The 22,930-nt window shown below is 71.6% G+C and carries 23 protein-coding genes; 8 read left to right on the plus strand and 15 right to left on the minus strand.

Going from position 1 to position 22,930, the window contains the following annotated elements:
* Window positions 1-27 precede the first annotated feature (27 nt).
* The 3 genes from uidB (BLU20_RS00955) to uidB (BLU20_RS00965) all read right to left on the minus strand — a co-directional run bounded on the left by uidB (BLU20_RS00955) (window position 28) and on the right by uidB (BLU20_RS00965) (window position 5,059).
* Complete coding sequence (gene uidB / locus BLU20_RS00955) at window positions 28-1,437, minus strand: glucuronide transporter (RefSeq protein ID WP_083371239.1); 1,410 nt, start codon at window positions 1,435-1,437, stop codon at window positions 28-30.
* Window positions 1,438-1,563: 126 nt separating this feature from the next.
* A complete protein-coding gene (uidA, locus tag BLU20_RS00960; protein WP_083371240.1) occupies window positions 1,564-3,384 on the minus strand; it encodes a beta-glucuronidase in 1,821 nt (606 codons plus the stop codon).
* 232 nt (window positions 3,385-3,616) lie between these two features.
* Window positions 3,617-5,059: a glucuronide transporter gene (gene uidB / locus BLU20_RS00965; RefSeq protein WP_083371241.1), complete on the minus strand. Its 1,443-nt coding sequence runs from the start codon at window positions 5,057-5,059 to the stop codon at window positions 3,617-3,619.
* Between the two features lie 210 nt (window positions 5,060-5,269).
* On the opposite strand from uidB (BLU20_RS00965), the gene BLU20_RS00970 reads away from it, so the two are divergent.
* A complete protein-coding gene (locus BLU20_RS00970; protein ID WP_083371242.1) occupies window positions 5,270-6,313 on the plus strand; it encodes a LacI family DNA-binding transcriptional regulator in 1,044 nt (347 codons plus the stop codon).
* On the opposite strand, the gene BLU20_RS00975 is transcribed toward BLU20_RS00970, so the two are convergent.
* From BLU20_RS00975 to BLU20_RS00985, 3 genes are all read right to left on the minus strand, one after another.
* On the minus strand, window positions 6,273-7,640 hold the full coding sequence (locus BLU20_RS00975) for a mannitol dehydrogenase family protein (protein WP_083371243.1): 1,368 nt from the start codon (window positions 7,638-7,640) through the stop codon (window positions 6,273-6,275). The two genes, BLU20_RS00970 and BLU20_RS00975, sit on opposite strands and share 41 nt — an antisense overlap.
* On the minus strand, window positions 7,637-9,058 hold the full coding sequence (uxaC, locus tag BLU20_RS00980; protein ID WP_083372855.1) for a glucuronate isomerase: 1,422 nt from the start codon (window positions 9,056-9,058) through the stop codon (window positions 7,637-7,639). Before uxaC ends, BLU20_RS00975 begins: the two co-directional genes overlap by 4 nt.
* 159 nt (window positions 9,059-9,217) lie before the next feature.
* Window positions 9,218-9,640, minus strand: coding sequence for an organic hydroperoxide resistance protein (locus BLU20_RS00985; RefSeq protein ID WP_083371244.1), 423 nt, complete (start codon window positions 9,638-9,640; stop codon window positions 9,218-9,220).
* Window positions 9,641-9,737: 97 nt separating this feature from the next.
* Between BLU20_RS00985 and BLU20_RS00990 the strand changes: the two genes are divergently transcribed.
* Complete coding sequence (locus tag BLU20_RS00990; protein WP_083371245.1) at window positions 9,738-10,361, plus strand: TetR/AcrR family transcriptional regulator; 624 nt, start codon at window positions 9,738-9,740, stop codon at window positions 10,359-10,361.
* Between the two features lie 85 nt (window positions 10,362-10,446).
* The gene (locus tag BLU20_RS00995; protein ID WP_157270217.1) at window positions 10,447-11,070 is read left to right on the plus strand and encodes a CDP-alcohol phosphatidyltransferase family protein; all 624 of its coding nucleotides are present in this window, start codon (window positions 10,447-10,449) and stop codon (window positions 11,068-11,070) included.
* On the opposite strand, the gene BLU20_RS01000 is transcribed toward BLU20_RS00995, so the two are convergent.
* Complete coding sequence (locus BLU20_RS01000; RefSeq protein WP_083371247.1) at window positions 11,071-12,141, minus strand: TIGR00341 family protein; 1,071 nt, start codon at window positions 12,139-12,141, stop codon at window positions 11,071-11,073.
* Between the two features lie 136 nt (window positions 12,142-12,277).
* Between BLU20_RS01000 and BLU20_RS01005 the strand changes: the two genes are divergently transcribed.
* Window positions 12,278-13,558, plus strand: coding sequence for a hemolysin family protein (locus BLU20_RS01005; RefSeq protein ID WP_083371248.1), 1,281 nt, complete (start codon window positions 12,278-12,280; stop codon window positions 13,556-13,558).
* Window positions 13,559-13,591: 33 nt separating this feature from the next.
* On the opposite strand, the gene BLU20_RS01010 is transcribed toward BLU20_RS01005, so the two are convergent.
* The 5 genes from BLU20_RS01010 to BLU20_RS01030 form a co-directional block, all read right to left on the minus strand.
* The gene (locus BLU20_RS01010) at window positions 13,592-14,827 is read right to left on the minus strand and encodes a bifunctional alpha/beta hydrolase/OsmC family protein (protein ID WP_083371249.1); all 1,236 of its coding nucleotides are present in this window, start codon (window positions 14,825-14,827) and stop codon (window positions 13,592-13,594) included.
* Between the two features lie 74 nt (window positions 14,828-14,901).
* On the minus strand, window positions 14,902-15,927 hold the full coding sequence (locus BLU20_RS01015; protein WP_083371250.1) for an NAD-dependent epimerase/dehydratase family protein: 1,026 nt from the start codon (window positions 15,925-15,927) through the stop codon (window positions 14,902-14,904).
* A gap of 59 nt (window positions 15,928-15,986) precedes the next feature.
* A complete protein-coding gene (locus BLU20_RS01020) occupies window positions 15,987-16,913 on the minus strand; it encodes a cation diffusion facilitator family transporter (RefSeq protein WP_083371251.1) in 927 nt (308 codons plus the stop codon).
* The gene (locus tag BLU20_RS01025; RefSeq protein ID WP_083371252.1) at window positions 16,910-17,269 is read right to left on the minus strand and encodes an ArsR/SmtB family transcription factor; all 360 of its coding nucleotides are present in this window, start codon (window positions 17,267-17,269) and stop codon (window positions 16,910-16,912) included. Before BLU20_RS01025 ends, BLU20_RS01020 begins: the two co-directional genes overlap by 4 nt.
* 40 nt (window positions 17,270-17,309) lie before the next feature.
* Window positions 17,310-17,699: a hypothetical protein gene (locus tag BLU20_RS01030; RefSeq protein WP_083371253.1), complete on the minus strand. Its 390-nt coding sequence runs from the start codon at window positions 17,697-17,699 to the stop codon at window positions 17,310-17,312.
* 132 nt (window positions 17,700-17,831) lie between these two features.
* Here BLU20_RS01030 and BLU20_RS01035 point away from each other — a divergent pair, with 132 nt between their 5' ends.
* Both BLU20_RS01035 and BLU20_RS01040 read left to right on the plus strand, forming a co-directional pair.
* The gene (locus tag BLU20_RS01035; RefSeq protein ID WP_043109362.1) at window positions 17,832-18,176 is read left to right on the plus strand and encodes an ArsR/SmtB family transcription factor; all 345 of its coding nucleotides are present in this window, start codon (window positions 17,832-17,834) and stop codon (window positions 18,174-18,176) included.
* Window positions 18,173-18,655, plus strand: coding sequence for an SRPBCC family protein (locus BLU20_RS01040; protein ID WP_029251723.1), 483 nt, complete (start codon window positions 18,173-18,175; stop codon window positions 18,653-18,655). The genes BLU20_RS01035 and BLU20_RS01040 overlap by 4 nt, the downstream gene beginning before the upstream one ends.
* Before the next feature lie 104 nt (window positions 18,656-18,759).
* Here the strand turns inward: BLU20_RS01040 and BLU20_RS01045 are convergent, their stop codons facing one another.
* A complete protein-coding gene (locus BLU20_RS01045; protein ID WP_172828968.1) occupies window positions 18,760-19,485 on the minus strand; it encodes a sulfite exporter TauE/SafE family protein in 726 nt (241 codons plus the stop codon).
* Window positions 19,486-19,493: 8 nt separating this feature from the next.
* Window positions 19,494-20,294 (minus strand): SDR family NAD(P)-dependent oxidoreductase, encoded by an 801-nt coding sequence (locus BLU20_RS01050; RefSeq protein WP_331713060.1) that lies wholly within the window; start codon window positions 20,292-20,294, stop codon window positions 19,494-19,496.
* Between the two features lie 44 nt (window positions 20,295-20,338).
* Here BLU20_RS01050 and BLU20_RS01055 point away from each other — a divergent pair, with 44 nt between their 5' ends.
* Window positions 20,339-21,481 (plus strand): RDD family protein, encoded by a 1,143-nt coding sequence (locus BLU20_RS01055; RefSeq protein WP_172828969.1) that lies wholly within the window; start codon window positions 20,339-20,341, stop codon window positions 21,479-21,481.
* On the opposite strand, the gene BLU20_RS13865 is transcribed toward BLU20_RS01055, so the two are convergent.
* Window positions 21,470-22,036, minus strand: a complete 567-nt coding sequence (locus BLU20_RS13865; protein ID WP_029251719.1) for a GNAT family N-acetyltransferase — start codon at window positions 22,034-22,036, stop codon at window positions 21,470-21,472. The genes BLU20_RS01055 and BLU20_RS13865 overlap by 12 nt on opposite strands.
* A 199-nt stretch (window positions 22,037-22,235) precedes the next feature.
* On the opposite strand from BLU20_RS13865, the gene BLU20_RS01065 reads away from it, so the two are divergent.
* A complete protein-coding gene (locus tag BLU20_RS01065) occupies window positions 22,236-22,928 on the plus strand; it encodes a potassium channel family protein (protein WP_083371255.1) in 693 nt (230 codons plus the stop codon).
* The last annotated feature ends 2 nt before the right edge of the window (window positions 22,929-22,930 follow it).

The raw sequence follows: 22,930 nt of genomic DNA on the forward strand, positions 1-22,930 counted from the left end.
GGCGCGAGGTGCTCGCGCCCCGCCAGGTCAGGATTCGGTGGTCTCGGCCGCGTCGGCAGCCTTGGCCTCGCGGCGCTCGGCGATGTCGGCCGTGATCTCGGCGAACCGCTTGTCGGTGATCGGGTACTTGATCATCACGAGCACGCCGAGCCCGACGAAGATCGCCGGGGCGAGGCCGGCGACGAGCTGGATACCGTGGACGGTCTCCGCGGTCTGCTCGACGCCGCCCGAGACGTAGCCCACCAGCGCGAGCCCGTAGGCGGCGACGGCGCCACCGACGGCCTGGCCGACCTTGCGGGTGAACGAGAAGACGGCGTAGGTGGTGCCTTCGGTGCGCACCCCGTTCTTCCACTCGCCGTACTCGACGGTGTCGGCCTCCATCGCCCACATGATGGTGTTGACGGTCATCAGGCCGGCGCCGTATACGGCGAAGCCGATGAACATGGCGGGGACGTTGGTCCCGGGCAGGAACGCGATCATCAGGCCACCGACCACGGCCAGGGTGCCGCCGGTGATGTAGGTGGCCTTCTTGCCGATCATCGAGACGATCTTGGGGACGAGCGGGGCGATGACGAACATCATGCCGACGGACATCAGCGACAGCGGGATGTAGTACGAGGCGCTGCCCATGACGTCGCGGGCGAAGTAGGCCTGCACGCCCTGCATCGCGATCATGCCGGTGAGGAAGCAGAGCGCCGAGATGCACAGCATGTACAGCGGACGGTTGCCCTTGAGGTTGCGCACGGAGTCACGGAACGGGACGTGGTCGACGTCGCGGACGACGTCCTCCTTCGACGTCCGGAAGAGGAACATGTAGAGCGCGAACCCGATGACGGCGAAGGCGAGGGTCGTCGTCGTGAGCGAGCTCTGCAGGTCATCCGAGTTCTCGATCTGCGGGGCGACGATGATCGACAGCATGAGGATCGTGATGCCGCTACCGAGGGTGCGGGCGGTCGCGAGCTTGGCCCGCTCCTTGGGCTCCTGCGTCATCGCGGAGGCGAGCGAGCCGTAGGGGATGTTGACGAACGTGTACGCCAGGCCGAGCAGGCCGTAGGAGACATAGGCGTAGACGAGCGAGCCGGTGTCGCCGAGTCCGCCGGGGACCGTGAAGGTCGCGACGCTCATCAGCAGCAGAGGCAGGGCGCCCCAGAGGAAGAAGGGCCGGAACTTGCCCCAGCGGGTCATGGTCCGGTCGACCACCGAGCCCGCCCACACGTCGGTGAAGGCGTCGAAGACCCGCATGACCAGGAACATCGTGCCGACCGCCGCCGCACTGATCCCCACGACGTCCGTGTAGTAGAGCAGCAGGAACATCGACGTCATGGAGAACGCGAGGTTGTTCGCGGCGTCTCCGGACGCGTAGCCCATCAGCTGCTTCTTGGACAACTTCTTCGAGGTCGCTGACGTGGTGTCCGAGACAGCGGCGTTGCTTGTCATCGTCGTGGTCCTTCCGCGGCGGTACGGGGGTGGTGCGAGGGGTTGGCCGCGGTACGTCCACGGCGACGGGTGGCTGGCGGGGCCGGGGCGGGTGCGCACAGTGCGTGCGCACCCGCCCCGGACGGGTCAGTCGCGGTCGGAGCCGGCCCAGCTCGGGTCGGACTTCCCGGTCCAGCGCTTGCGCAGCAAGTGCGCGGCAGCCTTGGGGCGGCGGTCACGGGTGAACGCGCCCTTCTTGTTGCCGTCGACGCGGAAGACCATCTGCGACGTCTGGAAGTCGGCAAAGTTCCAGACCTGCTCGCCGACGACGGCGTCGATGGAGTCGAACACCCGGTGGTTCATGTCCAGGTAGGCGGACTGGAACTCCTCGGTCCACGGGTCCGCCGTGGTCGAGTGCAGGCCCGCGACGGTGTCGGCGCCGTACTCGGTGATGATGATCGGCTTGTCCAGCGACGCCCAGCCCTGGAGCTCGGCCCGCCAGTGCTCCTCCGCGACCTCGAGGTCGCCGGTGTCGACGTACCAGCCGTAGTAGCGGTTGAGCATGATGACGTCGGAGAACTCGGCGAGCTTGCAGGTGCCGAACGGCGACAGCATGACGTTGACGAACCCGACGGGGCGCGTGGTGTCGAGCTCCTTGGCGAGCGCGAAGAGCGGCTCGAAGTACTCGCGGGACGCGTCGGACGCCGACTCGGGCTCGTTCGCGATCGACCACAGCACGATCGACGGGTGGTTCTTGTCGCGGGCGATCAGCTCGCGGATCGCCTGGGCGTGCACCTCGCGGCTCTCGTCGTTGATCGTCTCGGGCGAGAAGGTCTCGATCGCGGGCATGCCCATCATGCCGCTCATCACGCCCATGTTCTGCCCGACGGCGGAGGTCTCGTCGATCACGACGATGCCCTGGCGGTCGGCGTAGTCGTAGACCTCGTCGGCGTACGGGTAGTGCGACGTGCGGAAGGAGTTGGCCCCGATCCAGTCGAGCAGTTCGAAGTCGTGGACGAGCATCGCGTCGTCGTGCGCCTTGCCGCGGACCGCCTGGTCCTCGTGCTTGCCGAAGCCCGTGAAGTAGAACGGCTCGCCGTTGATGAGGAACTGGGTGCCCCGCACCTCGACGGTCCGGATGCCGACGGTCTGCAGGTACGAGTCGACGAGCGCGTCGCCGTCGACGACCTGCGCCTCGAGCTCGTAGAGGTATCCGTCGCCCGGCGCCCACAGGTGTGCGTCCTGGACAGTCAGCTCGCCGGAGGCGCCGTCGCCCGTGGCGACGACCTCGCCGTCGGCGTCGCGCAGGAGGACGCGGACGTCCTGGGAGCCGTCGCCGGAGACGACGACGTCGTAGGAGACCTTGCCGGTCCGCGCGCCCGCGGCCCCGTCGAAGTCCGTGACGACGGTGATGTCGCTGACGTATGTCGTCGGCGTCGCGTACAGGTACACCGGGCGGTGGATGCCCGCGTAGTTGAAGAAGTCGTGGAAGTAGGTCTGCTTGCGGCCGCGCGGCCCCTCCTGGACGACGCCCGGGGGCAGCGACTGGAAGTTCAGCTCGTTGTTCACCGCCGCGGTGATCCGCACCTCGTCGCCCGGCGTCACCAGCTCCGTCACGTCTGCCTCGAAGGGGGTGTACCCGCCCTCGTGGCGCATCACCTCGGTGTCGTTGATCCACACGACGGCGCGGTGCGTCGCCGAGTCGAAGCGCAGGACGATCCGCTCGCCGGCCCAACCGCGCGGAACCCGGGCGCTGGTCTGGTACCAGGCGTCACCGACGTGGTTCTTCACCTCGACGTCGGGGACGATGTCGTTGAACGACGCCGGCACGGGCATCGGGCGGGCGTCGGCGAGGGGGCCTGCGAACCAGCGGGCGTCGTGGCCTGCGCCGGTGCCGTCGAGGCGGAAGTCCCAGATCCCGGTCAGCGACCTGCGCTCGCGGGTGGCGGTGTCCTGAGGACGAAGCATCGTTGATCTCCTTCTCGTGGTGCGGTCGTCTGCGTCGACGTCCGGATCCCATTGACCCCCGCCGGGGCCCTCCACGACAAACGGTTGCCATCGGTTGCCACGTACCCGTGGGCGGGCCGTGCAGACCGCGAAGACGGGGCGTGCGCGCCGTGACCGACCTGTGCCCTGCACGCACGACGGCGGACGCACCGGGGAGGAGTGCCGGTACGTCCGCCGTCGGGTCCTGGTCGGCTCAGGCGGGTGTCGTGGCGCCACCCTCGGCCACGTCACCGCCGCCGTCCGGCAGGGCCGCGTCGGTGCGCGCGGCACGACGCTCCGCGATCTCGGCCACGATCCTCGCGTGGACCGCGTCCGTGAGCGGGTAGGCCATCATGATCAGCGCGGCGGCGAGGGCGAAGACCCCCGGGACGAGGGCCGCAGCGGCCCGGATGCCCCACTCCGCCGCCGCCGTCTGCACCTGCTCGCTGCCGACATAGCCGCCGATCGCGAGCGCGTACGCCGCCATCGCGCCGCCCACGGCCTGCCCGGCCTTCCGGGTGAAGGAGAACGCCCCGTAGGTGACGCCCTCGGTCCGCACGCCGGTCTTCCACTCGCCGTACTCGACCGTGTCGGCCTCCAGGGCCCAGATCAGCATGTTGATCAGGAGCAGGCCGGGCATCGAGACCAGCAGGGCGGCGAAGGCGACCCAGACGTTCGGTGCCACGAACGCGACGAAGCTCCCGCCGGCTGCCACGAACCCCGCGCCGATGTACGCGTTGCGCTTGCCCCAGCGGCGCACGATCTTGGGGACGAACGGGGCGATCGCGAAGATGCCGAAGAGCTGGGCTATCGAGAGCGGTGCCACGAGCTCCAGAGCGTCGAAGACGTCGCGCATCAGGTAGATCTGCGCCGTCGACTTGGCGAACATCCCCGTCAGGAGCAGGAACGAGCTCAGGCAGAGGAGTGCGAGCGCGCGGTTGCCCCGGAGCGTCTCGACGGTCTGCCGCATGGTCACGACCGTGACGTCGCGTGCGACGCGCTCCTTCGTGGTCAGGAACGTGAACATGTACAGCGCCCCGCCGACGACGACGAACGCGAGGGTCGCGTTGGTGAACACGGCCTGCATGTCGTTGTCCTTCGACAGCATCGGTGTCAGGACGGCGGCGAGCAGGGACCCGACGATCGCCGCGCCGAGGGTTCGGGCGCTCGCCAGCTTGGCGCGGTCGCTCGCGTCCTGCGTCATCGCCGAGGCGAGCGAGCCGTAGGGGATGTTGACGATCGTGTAGGCGATGCCGAGCAGCGTGTACGTGAGGTAGGCGTACAGCAGGGTGCCGGTCTCTCCCAGCTCCGGGACGTTGAACGTCGCGACGGAGAGGAGGAGCAGTGGCAGCGCCCCGAAGAGGAGGTACGGGCGGAACTTGCCGAACCGGGTGTTCGTGCGGTCGACGATCCTGCCGGCGACCACGTCGGTGAACGCGTCGAAGATCCGGACGACGAGGAAGAGCGTCCCGGCCGCCGCTGCGCCGATCCCGACGACGTCGGTGTAGTACACGAGAAGGAACGACGTGGCGAGCATGAAGGCGAGGTTGTTCGCCGCGTCCCCGGCGCCGTAGCCGAGGATGTTGACGGCGGTCAGACGAGGAAGGGCGGGAGACGTTCCTGCGGTGCGGGACGTGGCGTCGTCGACGGTGGTCACGAATGGCTCCTTTGCCAGGCGATCAGGGCGGTCACATCGGCGTGACCTGCGTCACCTTCGCCCCGGTCCTTTGGTTCGGCCAACTTGTTGCCGCCTGTTGCCACGTCACGGTTCGGCCACGGGGCGGCGCCCGTCCGCACAGGAACAACCGGTTGCCACGATGTCGTGCCCCGTACGACGGCGCGAGGGTCGGCGACGTACCCTGACCGCATGAGCGACGAGCCGCGTCAGCCGACGATCTACGACGTCGCCCGCGCCGCCGGCGTCGCCCCCTCCACGGTCTCGCGCACGTTCTCGCGCCCGGGCCGGGTCAACGCCGACACCGCCGCACGGGTCCGCGCGGCCGCCGACGAGCTCGGCTACCGCGCCAACGCGATCGCCCGCGCCCTGCACTCGGGGAAGACCCAGCTCCTCGCGATCGCCGTCGCAGACGTCACCAACCCGTTCTTCTTCGACGTGATCCGCGGTGCCGAGACCGCCGCGTCGGAGGAGGGGTACACGATGCTCGTCGCCGACGTGCAGGAGTCGCCGGTCTCCGAACGCCGGGCGCTCGACCGGATCCTCCCCCTCGTCGACGGCCTGATCCTTGCCACGTCCCGACTCTCCGACTCCGCGATCCGGGTGGCCGCCAAGCAGCGCCCGACCGTCGTCCTCAACCGGGTGATGAGCGACGTCGCGAGCGTGGCGACCGACAACTCGGGCGGGACGCGGCACGCCGTCGAGCACCTCGCGAGCCTGGGACACCGGCAGATCACGTACCTGGCGGGACCCGAGGCGTCCTGGGCGGACGGCATGCGCTGGCGGGCGCTGCGCGAGGCGTGCCACCGGCTCGAGATCACGGTGCGCCGGACCCCGCCGAGCGCACCCACCCGCGAGGAGGGCAGGCGTGTGGCGGCGCGCTTCCTCGAGAACCCGACGACGGCGGTGATCGCGTACAACGACCTGCTCGCCATCGGGTTCGGCCAGGAGCTCACGGAACGCGGGATCGACATCCCCGGGGCGGTCAGCGTCGTCGGGTTCGACGACATCTTCGGCGCCGACTTCTGCAACCCGCCGCTGACGACGGTCGCGTCCCCGCTCCGGGCCCTGGGCGCGCACGCGGTCAGGACCCTGCTGAGGCAGGTCACCACGCACACACCCCGGCTGCCGCCGCCGGCCAAGCTCCCGATGAAGCTGGTCGTGCGCGGCTCGACGACGACGGCTCCGGCGCGGCCTACAGACCCAGTTCTTCCACCCGCCGCACCACGGCCGTGACGAGCGGGGCGTCGTCGAGCAGGGTCGGATCGAGGATCGTGAGCAGGTCACGCACCGGGTTCCTGCCGGCCGCGGCGTCCCGGATCTCGTCGGCGCGGGCGTCCCGGCAGGCGACGCCTCCCCGCACGCAGCTGGCCACCCAGGCAGACAGGGCCGTGACGGCACCGTGCGGCATGTTCCCGGCCGCCCGTTCGCGGCGCAGCGTCGGCAGCACGCGCACCGGCAGCTTCTGGCTGCCGTCCGTGCCGATCTGCGCGAGCCGGTGGTCGATCGCGGTGTTGGCGAACCGCTCCACGAGCGCGGCGCAGTAGTCGTCGACCACCTCCGCGGAGACGTCCAACCCCTGGCGGGCCTCGGACCACCAGGCGTCGACGGCGTCCCGCACCTGCGGGTCCGCGATCGCCTCGGCGACGTTTCCGTGACCGCGCAGCGAGCCCACGTACGCGATGGTCGAGTGGGCCCCGTTGAGCATCCACAGCTTGCGGGTCTCGTGCGGCGCGACGTCGTCGACGAAGAGCGCGCCCGCCGCCGCCCAGTCCGGCCGCCCGGCTGGGAACTCCCCGGCCAGCACCCACTCGCTGAACGGCTCGGTCACCACGGGAGCGCGGTCCGTGACCCCGGTTCCCGCGAGCACACCGTCGACGTCCGACTCCGTGGTCTCGGGCGTGATCCGGTCGACCATCGTCGAGACGAACGAGACCTCTGCCTCGATCCACGCGGCGAGCGCCGGGTCCACCGCGTCCGCGAGCCCCAGCAGCACCCCGCGCAGGACCGGGCCGTTCTCCGGCAGGTTGTCGCAGGGCACGACGGCGATCGGGCCGGCTCCGGCGTCGCGCCGGTGGGCGAGACCTGCCACCAGGCGGCCCGGCGCGGTGGTGGGCCGTCCGTCGCCGGAGCGCAGCGCCATGAGGTCCGCGGCGACATCGTCCCGCTCGGTGTCGATGCCGCCGTCGGCGCCACGGCAGTAGCCCGCTTCGGTGACGGTCGTCGTGACGATCCCGACGCCCGGGTCCGCGAAGTACGCGAGCCAGGCCTCGACGTCGGACGCCGCGTGCGCCCTCGCGAGCGAGCCGACGACGTCGTAGGTGTTCCCCTCCGGACGCTGGGTGACCAGCGTGTAGAGGCCGTCCTGCGTGGTCAGCCGCTCGGCGAGCGCGGCCGAGCGACCGCTGAAGGCCGCGATCGGCCACTCGGCCCCGTCCGGGGCGTTGTCCGTGTACCAGGCCTGGTGCGCGCGGAAGAAGCTGCCGAGGCCCAGGTGGACGTGCCGGACTGGGCCCGCGGGCCGCTCGCGCTCCAGGGCGTGGCCCTGCGACGTCGTACTCACAGCCCGAACACCCGCCGCGGCAGGCCGGCGACCGTGTCGACGGCGATCTCGGTCGCCTCGTCGAGGTCGAGCCGGTGGTCGGCGACGAGCCCCGCGAGGTGCCCGGCGTCGAGGCGCCGGGACATGTCGTGGCGGGCCGGGATGGAGCAGAAGGCCCGGGTGTCGTCGATGAAACCCGACGTGCGGGAGAAGCCCACGGTGTCGGTGATCGCGGAGCGCCAGCGGCGGATCGCGTCCGGCGCGTCGAGGAACCACCACGGCTGGCCGACGTACACGCTCGGGTAGTACCCGGCCAGCGGCGCCAGCTCGCGCGAGAAGCTCGTCTCGTCGAGCGTGAACAGCACCAGCGTGAGGTTCGGGTGGTTGCCGTAGCGCTCGAGCAGCGGTCGCAGCGGGTCCGTGAAGTCCACGCGGACCGGGATGTCATGGCCCTGGTCGGCACCGAACCGCTCGAACGTCGGGCGGTCGTGGTTGCGGCGCGAGGCCGGGTGCACGGTCATGGTCAGCCCGTCCTCGGTGGCCATCCTGGCCATCTCCGTGAACATGTGCCGCCGCAGCGCCACGCCCTGCGCGGCGTCGACGGTGCCCGCCCGTGCCGCGGCGTAGATCCGCTCGGCGTCGGCGGGGTCGAGGACGTCGCTGCCGACGTCGATGTGCGAGTGGTCGGTCGAGACGCCACCGTGCGCGGCGAAGTGGGCGCGACGGTTCTCCATCGCGGCGACCCATCCGGCGTACGTGTCGGTCGAGCACCCTGAGGCGTCGGCGAGCGCGTCGGCCGCGGCCCGCCACCCCGGCGCGGCGACCTCAAGGTGCCGGTCGGGGCGGAACGTCGGCAGCACCCGGCCGCGGAACGACTCGTCGGCGGCAATCTTCGCGTGCGCGGCGAGGTCGTCCACCGGGTCGTCGGTCGTGGCGAGCACCTCGATGCCGAACCGGTCGAACAGTGCGCGCGGCCGGAACTGCGGCTGCGCGAGGCGGGCCGCCACCCGGTCGTAGACGTCGTCGGCGGTGTCGGCCGAGGGCTGGACGTCCACGTCGAAGATCTCCGCGAGCTCCTGCTCGAGCCAGTAGCGCACCGGGGTACCTGCGAAGACCTGCCAGTGCGAGCACAGGTGCCGCCACGCGACCCTCGCTGCGGACTCGTCCAGAGCCCCCTGCCCGACGCCCAGCTCCTCGAGCGGCACGCCCGAGGCGTGCAGCAGGCGCGTCACGTAGTGGTCGGGCGTGATCAGCAGCGCCGTCGGGTCGCCGAACGGCTCGTCGTCCAGCAGCATCCGCGGATGCACGTGGCCGTGCGGGGAGATGATCGGGAGCTCGCGGACGGCCTCGTAGATCGTGCGCGCGACGGCGCGGACCTGGGGGTCCGGCGGGAGCAGGCGATCCGGGTGCGGGGCGAGGGTTCGTGTCGGCGATGACATGTTCATGAGCATGCGCGGAGGCCCGGCAGAGATGCAATCGGTTGCCGGGAGTTGCCACTCGCCCCGCGGGTCGAGCCCGCCGAGACCGCGGGTCGAGCCCGTCGAGACCCGGTTTTGACAAGCTCAACCACCGCGGGTCGAGCCCGTCGAGACCGCGGGTCAGCCGATCGTCGCGGTGACCGCCACGTCGACGTTGCCGCGCGTGGCGTTCGAGTACGGGCAGACCTGGTGGGCTGCCGCGACGAGCGCATCGGCCTGGTCCTGGTCGACGCCGCCCATCTCGACGTCGAGGGCGACCGCGAGCTGGAAGCCGCCGCCGTCGACGGGGTGCAGGGACACGTCCGCCGTGACGGCCGAGTCCTCGACCGCGACGCCGTCGCGGCGGGCGACGAGGTTGAGCGCGGAGTGGAAGCAGGCCGCGTACCCGGCGGCGAAGAGCTGCTCGGGGTTGGTGGCGCCGCCGGCGCCACCCATCTCGGTGGGGACGGCGAGGTCGACGTCGAGGACGCCGTCGCTCGAGCGAGTTCGCCCGTCGCGGCCCTCGCCGGTGGCGGTGGCGGTGGCGGTGTAGATCGCAGGCATGATGCTCCCCTTTTGGTAGAGTTACTAGTTCGTCTACTTAAACACGCGTGGATCACCCGCGCAAGAGGACATCGACCGTGGCACGGTAGGAGGCACCATGACGACCGCGACGCCCGTGAGCAACCGCCCGGCCTCCCCCGTGCGTGAGCGCATCCTCGAGGCCGCGACCGAGCAGTTCTACCGCGAGGGCATCCGCGCCGTGAGCGCGGACAAGATCATCGCCGCGGCCGAGATCTCGAAGGTCACGTTCTACCGGCACTTCCGCACCAAGGACGATCTCGTCGTCGCCTACCTCGAGGCGAGCGCGGCCCGCGAACGCCACCTCATCACCGAGGCACGCACCGAGAACGCGGGCCGACCGCTCGACACCCTCCGGTTTCTCGCGACGGTCGCGGGCGAGGTCGCCTGCCGTCCCGGGTTCCGTGGCTGCGCGTTCGTCAACGCGGGCGCCGAGTACCCCGACGCCGACCATCCTGTGCGCGACACCATCGCCACGCACCGCCGGTGGTACCTGGCGACGTTCCGCGAGCTCGCCGAGGAGGCGGGTGCCGACGAGCCGGCAGAGGTCGCAGAGGAGCTGATGATGCTGCGCGACGGCGCGATGGTCGCCGGGCACGTCGGCGACGCGACCCTCCTCGCGGACCGCCTGACCTCCGTCGGACGCGCCGTGCTCCTCGCGCACACGCGCCCACGGCCGACGCACGCGATACTTGATCCATGACGGCCCCGGGTGCTATGCCCCATCTCCCCCCGCACGTTCGCGCGCGGGCTGCTTCTGGATCCCTCCCCCGCCAGGGGTGCCGGCGATGAGGCTGATGGGCGCCGGAGCTCCGGAGGGCGTCACCCGGACGGTCAAGGACGACATCCTGACGTGGGCCAACCTCGTCACGCTGATCCGTCTGATGGGGCTGCCGCTCTTCGCCTGGCTGGCGATCGGACCGGGCGAGACGGCGGCCGCGCTCTGGGTCCTCGTCGCGATCGCGGCGACCGACTGGGTGGACGGTTATCTCGCCCGCCGCCTGGACCAGGTGAGCGTGATCGGGACGGCGATGGACCCCGTGGCCGACCGACTGATGATCTTCACGGTCGCGCTCGTCCTGGCGATCAACGGGATCGCCCCGTGGTGGGTGCTCGTCGGGATCGTCGTCCCCGACCTGATCCTCGGCACGTTCGCGCTGGTGAAGTTCCACGGCAACCCGCGCATCGCAGCCACGCGACTCGGCAAGATCCGGACCGCCCTGCTCATGATCGGCCTGCCCGTGATGATGCTGACGCGGGCCTTCGACGCGATCGGCTCGTGGGTCGACACCGTCGCGCTCGTCATCGTCGTGGTGGGGCTGATCGGCCACTGGGTGGTCGGTGCCCACTACCTGCGCGTCATGATCCGGATGCCGGCCCCGTCTCCGTCACCCGGACCTACCGCGCGGTAACTACTCCGAAGCCCGCTCGACCCGCTCGCCGACCGTGTGCAGGACGACGACCTCGGGCGACCACGGGATCAGCTCGTCCACCGTGTCCTGGAGATCGTCGACGTCGGGCAGCGCACCCGGGCTCCGCACCTCCACCATCAGGTCGCGCGACTGCCACGACACGTTCTCGACGGTCGCACCCGGGGTGTCGGCGACCCACTCCTCCGTCGCGGTCCGCACCTGCCCGGCCCAGACAGAGGCGAGCGTGGCGGTCACCGTGTTCCCGACCATCGGGATCGCGACGATGACGAAGGCCACCGCGATGACCGTGAACGCGCGGCGACGACGCGGGCGCTCGACCTCGAGCTCGCGCCTCACCTGCACGGCCTCGCGACCGTAGCCGGCGATGAAGAACACCACGGTGGAGGCGATCACGAGCGCGACGACGTTGGAGCCGAAGAGCAGCAGGGCGCCGGCCGCCAGCGACGGCTCCCCGGCGCCGAGGCACACGCCCACGACTCCGAGCGGTGGCACGAGCGAGATCGCGATCGCGATCCCGGGGAGCACGTCCCCCAGGTCCTTGCGCGCCAGCGCGATCGACCCGGCGAAGCCCGTCGCGAAGGCGGCGATCAGGTCCATCACGCCCGGCGACGTCCGACCCGTGACCTGGGAGTTCTGCAGCACGCTCGCCGTGTTGGGGAGAATCAGCGCGGTCACGGTCCCGAGCGCGACCACCAGCAGAAGGCCGACGGCGACGTAGGACAGCGACCGCCCGACCAGCCGCGGACGCGCGGTGACGATGCCGACACCGATGCCGAGGATGGGCGTCGAGAGCGGCGCGATGATCATGGCGCCGATGACGGTGGCCGTCGAGTCCGTGACGATGCCGGCCGTCGCGATCACGCCCGACAGGATCAGCATTGCCCAGAACGCCGAGCGCTTGGCGCGGACGTCGCCTGAGTCGAGGTCGAGCCGGTCGCTCAGCTCCGCCAGGCCGCGTCGCTGCTCGGGCGGGACGAGGGACCCGAGCCGGTACCCCGGCTTCTTCTTCGGGTCGTACGGGGTGGCGGGGGCGCTGGTGGCAGCGGTCATCGTGCGGTCCTTCGGCGGGTAGTACGGGCCGCGCTCGTGGCGCAGGCTCGGCCGGGTGGCGGGAGGCGCACTGCTCGGCAGCGTAAGTATGCACGGCAGACTTGCATCGTGACGCGCGAATGCGTCGAATTGATTCATGGACCCCTGGTGGAGCTTGGCCCTCGTTCTTCTCTTCGTGCTGATCGGCGGGGTGTTCTCCGGCACGGAGATCGCCCTGGTCTCCCTGCGGGAGAGCCAGGTGCGGGCGATCGAGCAGACCGGCTCCCGCGGGCGACGCGTGGCGTCGGTCGCCCGGAACCCCAACCGGTTCCTCGCGGCCGTCCAGATCGGCGTGACGGTCGCCGGCTTCTTCTCGGCGGCCTACGGCGCCTCGGCGCTCGCCCCGACCGTCGCCCCGTGGTTCGAGTCGCTCGGGCTGTCCGCGTCCGCCGCGGACACGACGGCGCTGATCGTCCTGACCCTCGTCGTCGCCTACCTGTCCCTCGTCTTCGGCGAGCTGGTGCCCAAGCGCATCGCGCTGCAGCGCTCGGCCAAGGTCTCGCTCGTCGTCGCCCCGCCGCTCGACCGGTTCGCGACCCTCATGACGCCGGTCATCTGGCTGCTCTCCCGCTCGACCGACGCCGTCGTGAAGATCCTCGGCGGCGACCCGCAGGCCACGGAGGAGCGCATGACCTCCGAAGAGGTGCGCGACGTCGTCATGGCCCACGAGGGTCTGCCGGCCGACGAGCGACGCATCCTCGGCGACGTGTTCGAGGCCCGGGACCGCAGCGTCACCGAGGTGATGCGCCCGCGCGGTGAGGTGGAGTTCGTCTCCGGCGACCTGACCCTGACGGAGGCGGTCGAGGCCGTACGCGGGCAGTCGTTCTCGCGGTACCCGGTCACGGGCGAGGACTTCGACGACATCCTCGGGTTCCTGCACGTCCGCGACCTGCTCGAGGCCGTCGGCGAGGGCACGCTCGACGGCGGCGCCCGTGTCCGCGACATCGCCCGCGAGATCGTGTTCGTGCCCGGCACCAACGGCGTCCTGCCGTCGATGTCGGAGCTGCGCCGAGCCCGCGTGCACATCGCTGTCGTGGTCGACGAGTACGGCGGCACCGACGGCATCGTCACCCTCGAGGACCTGGTCGAGGAGCTCGTCGGCGAGATCGAGGACGAGTACGACGCCGACGACGTCGCCCCCGCCCGTGCGGGTGTCGGCGAGTTCGTGGTGGACGCCCGTCTGACGATCGAGGAGTGCGCGGAGCGCTCCGGACTCGTCCTGCCCGACGGACCCTACGAGACCGTCGCCGGGTACGTCGTCGCGCGGCTGGGCCACCTGGGCGCGGAGGGCGACTTCGTCGAGGGGCCCGAGGGCGAGCGCATCGTCGTCAGCGGCGTCAACGGACGCCGGGTCACCGAGGTCACCGTCATCCGCTGACCTGCCGCGCTCACTCCAGGGCGCCCGGTCGGGTCAGTCGTCCGCGAGCCGGGTCGGCACGTCGATCTGGTTGTGCAGCGTGCGGTGCACGGGGCAGCGGTCGGCGATCTGCAGCAGCTTGGTGCGCTGCGCGTCGTCGAGATCGCCGGTCAGGTGGACGACGCGCTCGATGCGGTCGACCTGGCCCGACTGCTCCTCGCAGGCCGCGCAGTCGTCGGCGTGGACGCGCGAGTGCTGGAGCTCCACGCGGACGGACTCGAGCGGCCAGCCCTTGCGCCGGGCGAACTCCTGGAGCGTCATCGACGTGCACGTCCCGAGGGCCGTCAGGAGGAAGTCGTACGGGTTCGGACCCGTGTCGAGCCCGACGTCGCGGGGCTCGTCGGCCACGAACCGGTGGGACCCGGCGTGGACGACCTGGCCGAACCGGCCGGCGCCGGTCTCGACGACGACCGCGCCGTCCGGGTGCTCGGGCACCTTCTCCTGCGGCGCGCCCTGCGTCTGTGCCTCGAGCTCCGGGACGTGCCGCGAGGCCCACGCCCCGATCAGGTCGGCGGCGAACTGCGAGTCCCGTCGGTTCTGCAGCAGATGGTCGGCGCCGTCGAGAGCGACGAAGGACTTGGGGTGCCGGGCCGCGTCGTAGATCGTCCGGGCGTTCTCGACCCCGACCGTCTGGTCGACGGGCGAGTGCAGGATCAGCAGCGCCGCGTCGAGCGCGGCGATCCGCTCCGTCTGCTTCTGCTCCGCCAGGTCCTCGAGGAACTCCTTGCGGACGCAGAACTCGCGCCCCACCAGCGTCACGCGGGCCGAGCCGTCCTCCTCGATCCGGGGAACGTCGTCCGCGAACAGCGCCGTCACGTGGCTCGGGTCGGCAGGAGCGCCGATCGTGGCGACCGCGTCGACGTCCGGCAGGCGGGAGGCGGCCGCGAGCACGGCTGCACCGCCGAGCGAGTGCCCGATCAGCAACGACGGCCGCGCCAACGACTCGCCGAGGTGCTCGGCTGCCGCGACGACGTCGTCGACGTTCGAGCTGAAGTCCGTGCTGGCGAAGTCCCCGTCCGACCCGCCGAGGCCCGTGAAGTCGAACCGCAGCACCGCGATCCCCTCGTCCGTCAGCGCCCGCGAGACCCGCGACGCCGCGGCGGACTCCTTGCTGCACGTGAAGCAGTGTGCGAAGAGAGCCGTCGCACGCGGCTCGCCGACCGGCATCTCGAGCCGACCGGCCAGCTCGGTGCCGTGCGCGCCAGGGAATGTCAGGGGAACCGTTGCCATCGTCCGACCCTACGTTCCGGGCAACAAGGGTGCTGCTCAGGAGCCGGATCCGCAGCGCCGGCGTCGACCCGGCGCTACGAGGTCGATCGCGGGAGCTCGGCGTCGAGGATCTGTCGCTCGCGTGCCGGGTCGAGGCCGACGCCGGACGGGATGCCCCAGCCGTCAGGTCCGGTCTGCATCATCCAGTCCCACGTCTCTGCCACCGTCGACTCGATCGGGCGCAGCGTCATGCCCTCGTCGAGGGCGGTCGAGACGTCGGAGCGGTGCAACGCGTCGTGGTCGGGGCCTGGTGGGAGCCAGATCGGCAGCTCGGTCCAGGGGGACACGCCGGCGTCCAGGATCGACTCGGGGTCGACCCAGTCGAGCCGTGCGGCCGGGTTGCCGGCCTTGTGCCGCTGCTCGGCGGTCACCGAGATCGTCGCCTGGAGGAGTCGTTCCGTCGTCACCGGCCCGGACGGCCCGACGACGTCGACCACGCCGGGCCTGTCACGCTCGGCCTGGTCGAGGGCGAACCGTGCGAGGTCCCGGGCGTCGACGTGCTGGATCGGCGAGTCGGCGGGGCCGGGCGAGAGGATCCGGCCGCCGCGCACGGCACGCGCGAGCCACCAGAGCAGGCGCCCCATGTTCTCGTCGGGACCGAGGACGAGCCCGGGCCGGAGCACGCTCGCCCGCTCGCCGAACTCGGCGGCGACGGCGAGCTCGGCACCGCGCTTGCGCTGGGCGAAGGAGACCTCCTCCCCGGCCTGCGGGTCCGCGTCGACGACGGCATGGTCCTCGCGCGCTCCTGCGGGCGGGTGGTCGTACACCGAGCGGCTGGAGATGTAGAGGTACCGGCCCGTCCGCCCGCTCAAGGCGTGCGCCGAGGCGTGCACCACGCGCGGGGCGTGCTCCCAGGTGTCGACGACGACGTCCCAGGACCCGGCGTCGTCGAGCACGCCGAGACCGTCGGCCCGGGTGCGGTCGCCCGCGAGGTGCGTGACGCCGTCGGGAAGCGGCTGGGTCCCCCGGTTGAGGACGGACACGTCCCAGCCCCGCGCGACGGCGTCCGCCGCGATCGCGCGGCCCACGTACCGGGTTCCGCCGAGCACCAACAACCTCATGGGGCCAGTCTCACCCGGCGGCGCGGTTCTGTGGGGTAGGACGTGGCCGAATGCGCGGGTCAGGCGTGCCGGCCCTCCTCGTGGTGGGCGTGGCTGGGCGGTTCGAGCTGGAACGTCGTGCGCTCGACGGCGATCGCGAACCGCGCGGACGCGCACGTCTGCAGCTGGTCGAGGATCTGCGGGGCGTGCCCGTCCCGGAAGCACCCGTCCTCGACCACCACGTGGGCGGAGAGCACGGGGAGGCCGGACGCGATCAACGAGGCATGGACGTCGTGCACCGACTCGACGTGCTCGACCTCGGTCAGCACCTCGCGGACCTGGTCGAGGTCGAGCCCGCGGGGGGTCGACTCGAGCAGCACCCCGGCGCTCTCCCCCAGGATCTTGAGTGCGCGGGGAAGGATCAGTGCCCCGATCAGCAAGCCGGCGACGGCGTCGGCCTGCTGCCAGCCGGTCGTCGAGATGATGATCGCTGCGGCGATCACGCCGACCGACCCGAGCGCGTCGTTGAGCACCTCGAGGAACGCCGCGCGCAGGTTCAGGTTGGCGTCGCGTCCGGAGGAGAGCACGAGGAGCGAGGCGATGTTGCCCACCAGGCCGACGACGCCGAAGACGAGCAGCTCGGCGGACGGCACCTCGGGCGGGGTGAAGAGCCGCTGGACGCCCTCGACGAGCACGTAGACCCCGACCACGAGCAGCAGCGCCGACTGGGCGAGCGCCGCGAGCACCTCGGCCCGACGGAAGCCCCAGGTGCGGCGATTCGACGGCGGGCGCAGCGTCAGGTTGGCGGCGACCAGCGCGAGCAGCAGCCCGCCGGCGTCGGTGAGCATGTGAGCGGTGTCGACGAGGAGCGCGAGCGACCCGGTGACGACCGCCCCGACGACCTGTGCGACGAACAGGGTCGCGGTGATGCCGAAGGCGATCGCGAGCCGGCGGCGATGGTCGGGCGTCGCGTCCGCCGCGTGGCCGTGCGAGTGTCCGGCACTCATGACGCGGCCCGCGGCTCGGGCACGGAGGGGCAGCGCGCGACGGCGGCCCCGGTCGTGGCGAGAGCATCTTCTGCTGCGGCGAGCAGCCCCCGCAGGCCCGCGGGGTCGGCGAGCCGGTAGAGCGACGACCTGCCCTCGGCCCGCACGACGACGAGCCCGCACTCGCGCAGGCAGCTCAGGTGGGCGCTCACGGTCGACTGGGCGAGACCGAGGTGGTCGGTCAGGTCGCGGACCCTGTGCTCGCCCGTGAAGAGGTGGCGCACGATCGTCAGCCGAGCGGGCTCGCCGAGCGCGCGGAACAGCGCGGCGACAGTACCGGGCTCGGCATCGGCGACGACCGCCGCATTCATCGTCATTCAACGATGATAGCGCCGACGGGCGGGCGGGGCGGCAGGTCTAGACGGGTCGGGCAGCGAGGACCTCGCCCACGCCGCGCTCGAACGCCTCGACGGACCCGTCGAGCGCCTCGAGGGCCGCCCTGTCCAGCAGGGTCTCGACCCCGCCGTCGGCACGCCGCGCCACGACGCACGGCAACCCGGCCTCGCGGACGCACGCCGCGACGTCGGACGGGATCTCGTTGCGGTGCACGAGCTCGACGGGGATTCCGAGGCGGACGACCATCGCGTCCCACGCCCGCTTGCGCCGCAGGGGCGAGTGAGTCACGTCGCAGAGCGCGCACTCCGTCCGGCCCAGCAGGTGGCCGACGACGTACCGCAGCTCACCACGGAGCCCGCCGTCGGCGTCGTAGACACCGACGAGGCAGGTCACACGTGCAGGGTTCTCCATGCGTTCGACGGTACGAGGCGCCCAGGCACATCGGGGCGCGCAGAGCCGAACGATCACCTGACAGAACCTCTTGCGCGGACCCGCGTGCCGATATATATTCAACGAACTAGTTGTTCAACAGATTGGTTGATGATGCCGAACGGCACGTCGGAGGACCGGCTCGACCAGGCGTTCCTCGCCCTGGCCGACCCGGTCCGCCGCGCGATCGTCGCCCGGCTGTCTCGCGGCCCCGCCACGGTCAACGAGCTCGCAGAGCCGTTCCCGATCACGGTGCAGGCCGTCTCCCGGCACGTGCAGGTGCTCGAGCGCGCGGGTCTGATCACCCGCACCCGCGAGGGCCAGACCCGCCCGTGCCACCTGGACCCTGCCGCGCTCGAGGCGCTGACGGGATGGATCGACGGGTACCGACTGGCCGCGGAACGCCGGTTCCGCAGCCTCGACACGGTGCTCGAGTCACTCACCACGGAGGAATCATGAGCAGCAACCCCACGCAGGTCACCGCCCCCGAGGGGCAGCCGTACATCGACATCGTGCGGGAGTTCGACGCCCCGCCCGCACTCGTCCACCGCGCGCACACCGACGCGAGCCTGGTCGAACGGTGGCTCGGGCCCGACGGGCTGGCGATCGAGTTCGACCACTACGACGCACGCACCGGCGGCTCGTACGCGTACACCAACATCGACCCCGGAGGCGGGCGGTACGGGTTCCGCGGCTCTTTCCACCTCGTCGAGGACGAGCTGATCGTCCAGACCTTCGAGTTCGACGGGTGGTCCGGGCACGTCAGCCTCGAGTCGATGCGCCTGATCGCCCTCCCCGGCGGGCGCACGCGGATCGAGAACCACGCGGTCTACCAGTCGGTCCAGGACCGGGACGGGATGGTCGACTCCGGCATGGAGTCCGGCCTCACCGAGGGGTACGCCAAGCTCGACGGCGTGCTGGCCGAGCTCTCCGACTGACGGCTCCTGCTCCCGGAACGCTCGATGCCGACCACGCGGTTGTGGCTGCTTCCGGTCGCCGGTGGTATCCACAACCGCGTGCTCGGCACCCGGCGGCGGGGGGGTCAGCCCGCGAGCGCGCTCACGATCAGGCTGACCGACGAGATCAGGCACATCGCGAGGGCGGCCGGTCGGATCGATCGCGGCGGGATCAGGCGGACGAGGAAGTGCGCGACGAGTGCCCCGAGCACGACCGCCGGCAGAAGCCACGCCGCGGCGGTGACGTCCGTCGAGTCGAGCTCGCCCGAGACGATCAGGGTGCTGAGCGAGACGACCGACGTCGCGACGAAGAACAGCGAGAGGTTGGCCCGGTAGCGCGAGACGTCGGCCGCCCGGTACACGACGACGACCGGCGGCCCGGGGGTGGCGGCGATCGTCGAGAGCGCCCCGCCGAGCACTCCGGCGACGACCAGCGCGGGCCGCGTCTGGCGGACCTTCCACCCGGCGAGCCCGGCGATCACCCCGACCGCGATCGCGACCCCGACGACGATCTCGGTGACGCGCTCGTCCATCATCCGGACGAGCCACAGCGCCCCGATTCCCGCAGGAACGGCACCCAGGGCGGCCCACCCGAGGTCGACGTTGCGCAGGCCGCGACGCTCGGTCCAGACGACGGCGAGCATCACGACGACGGTGAGCAGGAGCAACGGACCGGGGACGAGCCCCGGGTCGATCATGAGCAGCAGGGGGCCCCCGAGGATCCCGAACCCGGACCCGGTGGCGAACTGGATGAAGGTCGAGAGGGTGACGGCCGCCAGGGCGAGCGCGACGGTGCTTGCGGCGAGGTCCACGGTGCCGCTCAGGCCTGGCGGTGGACGACCTTGGCGGACGACTGGTCCCGCGCGAGCATCAGGATCTGGTCGATGTTGACGTGGGCCGGGCGGGTCGCCACCCAGCGCACGGTCTCGGCGACGTCCTCGGCCGAGAGCGGCGTGACGCCATCGTAGACCGCCGCGGCCTTCTGGGCGTCGCCCTTGAACCGGACGAGGGAGAACTCGGTCTCGACCATCCCGGGGTCGATCTCGCAGACGCGCACCGGCTGGCCAAGCAGCTCGATCCGCAGCACGCGGGACAGCGCGGCGACCCCGAACTTCGCGGCGTTGTACCCGGCGCCGCCCTCGTAGGCCTCGCGGGCGGCGACCGAGCCGATGGTGATGACCTGCCCGTCCCCGGAGCCGATCAGGAGCGGCAGCAGGGCCTGGGTGACCCGGACCGTCCCGAGCACGTTGACGTCGTACATCCACTGCCAGTCGTCCAGGTTCGCCTCGGCCACGGAGTCGGCGCCGAGCGCCCCGCCGGCGTTGTTGACGAGCACGTCGCAGCGGCCGAGATCCTCGCGGACGCGGGCGACGAAGGCGTCCACCGAGGCCTGGTCGGTCACGTCGAGCGCGACCGCCGTCCCTCCCACGGCGGAGGCGACCTCGGCCAGCTTGTCCGCCCGACGCGCGCCGAGCACCACGTGGTACCCCGCGTCCGAGAGCGCCCGGGCGCTGGCCGCACCGATCCCGCTGCTCGCTCCGGTGACGACGGCGACGGGGTGCGGGTGCATCGGCTTCTCCAGGGCTTGCGGGCGGGTGCGGCGGTGGCCGTCGTCGAGCATACGACCCTGGACAGGGTGGACGGGCGATGGAAGTATCCCAGTCCATGACACAGACGATCCCGCGGGGCAGCGGGATGGCAGGGGGGCCTGTCGACATGGAGAACGACCTCGACCCGCCGTTCACGCCCGAGAGGCAGCGCGCGAGCTGGGGAGCACGCGTGATCGCGGTGCTGCTCGACTCCGCGATCGTCTCGTCGGTGGCGTTCCTCGCGACGGGCGCGTCCGTCCCTCTGGCCGCGATCCCCGGCCTCGACGTGACGCTCTTCGTCGACGGCGAGCTCCGACCTTCGCTCGACACCTCCGGTGGCACGTCCGGCGGCGCGCAGGCCTGGACGGGCGGGACGCTCCTCGTCCTCGGCCTCTTCCAGGCGTACACCGGCCAGAGCGTCGGCAAGCGGGTCTGCGGCATCGCGGTGGTCGACGACCGCACGGGGCGGCCCGTCGGTCTGCTGCGGACGGTGCTGCGGTTCGTCGCCCACGTCCTCGACTCGATCCTGCTCGTGGGCTATGTCCGTGCTGCGTTCAACGCCGAGGGCAGGACCTTCGCCGACTCCCTGCTCAGCACCGTGGCCGTCCGCGCGACGGCGCCCGTCCCCCATCCGTGGGTGGCGCGCCTCGCGACGGCACGCGACGACCTCGCGCCGTCGCTGCGCTGGCCGACGGCGGTCACGGGCGGGGTCGCGCTGGTGGTCTGCGCCGGCGCCGCCGCGATGAGCCTCGTCCAGGGCGCCGCGGAGGACGAACGGCACCATGCCGTCCCGTGCCCCGTGGACGTCCACGTCGACGGGCCGGGCGACGTCGTCGAGATCACCGCCGTGGAGACCAGGACGATCGAGTCCCGGCTGGGCATCGACCGTGTCACCGACACGTCGTGGCATCTCGAGGGCCGCTGGGAGCCGGCACTGGACAGGGCGCTGCCGGCGGGGAGCACGACGGAGATCGACGTGCGGTCGCCGACCGGGACCTATGCGTCGGCCTCGGCCACCGCGGACGGCGCGGGCGGGTACTCCGAGACCTACTCGGCGGTGATCGGCGGCGAGACCGACGACGACTACGTCGGCGTCGACCTGTGGATCGAGTCGAATGAGCCGCTGGCCGGGTGGATCGTGACCTCGCAGGTCACCGCGCCGGACGGCGTGGTCCAGGCGACGTGCACCGGCCGGGTGCCGGGCGCGTCAGAGCGCTGAGCCGCCGAGCTCGACCCAGTAGCGGCGCAGTCGGCCGCTCGGAAAGTGCTCGACCAGAGGCACCTCCACGACCTCCTCGAGAACTCCGCCGCCTCGCTCGATCGTCGCGGCCGAGGCGACGTTCGCGTCGTCGCAGGTGACGAGTGCACGGTCGACGTCGCGCCCGCGCAGGTCCTCGAGCGCGAACCGCAGCAACGCCGACGCGACACCCTGCCGCCGGAACCCGGACCGCACGCCGTAGCCGACGTGCCCGCCGTAGCGGGACAGGAACTCCGAGCCCTCGATCGTGTGGCGGGCGGAGACCCGTCCGACGAGCACGCCGTCGACCTCCGCCACGCGGAACGTCTCCGGCACCCAGCCGTCCGGCAGACCCTCGCCGACCTCGTGGGCGGAGAGATCGGCGACAAAGCGGATCCAGGCATCGTCGGAGATCTCCGCGAGCGGCGCGGGGAGCCCGAGCAGGAAGTCGAACCGGTCGCGCGCGAGGTCGTCCTGCACGGCGCGCGCCTGGGACAGGTCGTCCACGGCCAGGGGGCGGATGCGTACGGAGGTCATCGCGGAAGGATATCCACGAGAGGACCTGCGCGGACCGGAGACCGGCCCGCGCAGGCAAGCCGTCATGTGTACGCATGTTCGGCTCTCGCCAGGCCCATCCCGGGGCCCGACGCTCCCGATCCTCTCCGCTCGGCGCTCTACTCGCAGCATGGGCCGCGGACTGGGATGATTTGTCCACCAGGCGACCGAAGGAGGACGAGTGCCCGAGAAGCGGATCTTCGACGACTCAGGCCCCTTCGTCGACCGGTTCGGGATCCTCCTCGTCATGACCGCCGGGACGACGGCGCTGCTCGCGCTCGTCGACGTCGGCGGCCCTCTCGGTGGCCGCGGTACCGAGCTCGCCACCACCGCGACCGCGGTGGTCGTCGGGGCAACGCTGCTGGTCGCACTCCGCTCCGCGGGCCTGTCACGACGGTGGCAGCGGGCCACCGACCTCGCGGTCGCGACGGTCGTCGCCCTCGTCGTCGGTGGATCACTCGTCGACCTCCCGGGCAACGTCAGCGCGGACGCCACCTCCCCGATCCTCGCGCTGCTCGGGATGCTGGCCCCGATCGTCGTCGTGCGGCGGCTGCTGCGGCACCGCTCGGTCGGCATGCCGACGCTGACGGGCGCCGTGGCGGCGTACCTGCTGATCCCCCTGGCGTTCTACTACGCGTTCCTGACCGTCGAGCAGCTCTCCGGGACGCCGTTCTTCGGCAGCGACCAGCCGACCACGGTCTTCATGTACTTCAGCCTGACGACGATCACGACGATCGGGTACGGGGAATTCGCGGCGGTCACCCCGCTCGGGCGCCTGCTCGCGGTCGGCGAGGGCGTCGTCGGCCAGCTCTATCTGGTGACGTTCGTGGCGTTCATCATCGGTCTCGCCACGGCACGCGTGAGCGACCGGTAGCC

The sequence above is a fragment of the Paraoerskovia marina genome, assembly GCF_900105445.1.
Taxonomy (GTDB): domain Bacteria; phylum Actinomycetota; class Actinomycetes; order Actinomycetales; family Cellulomonadaceae; genus Paraoerskovia; species Paraoerskovia marina.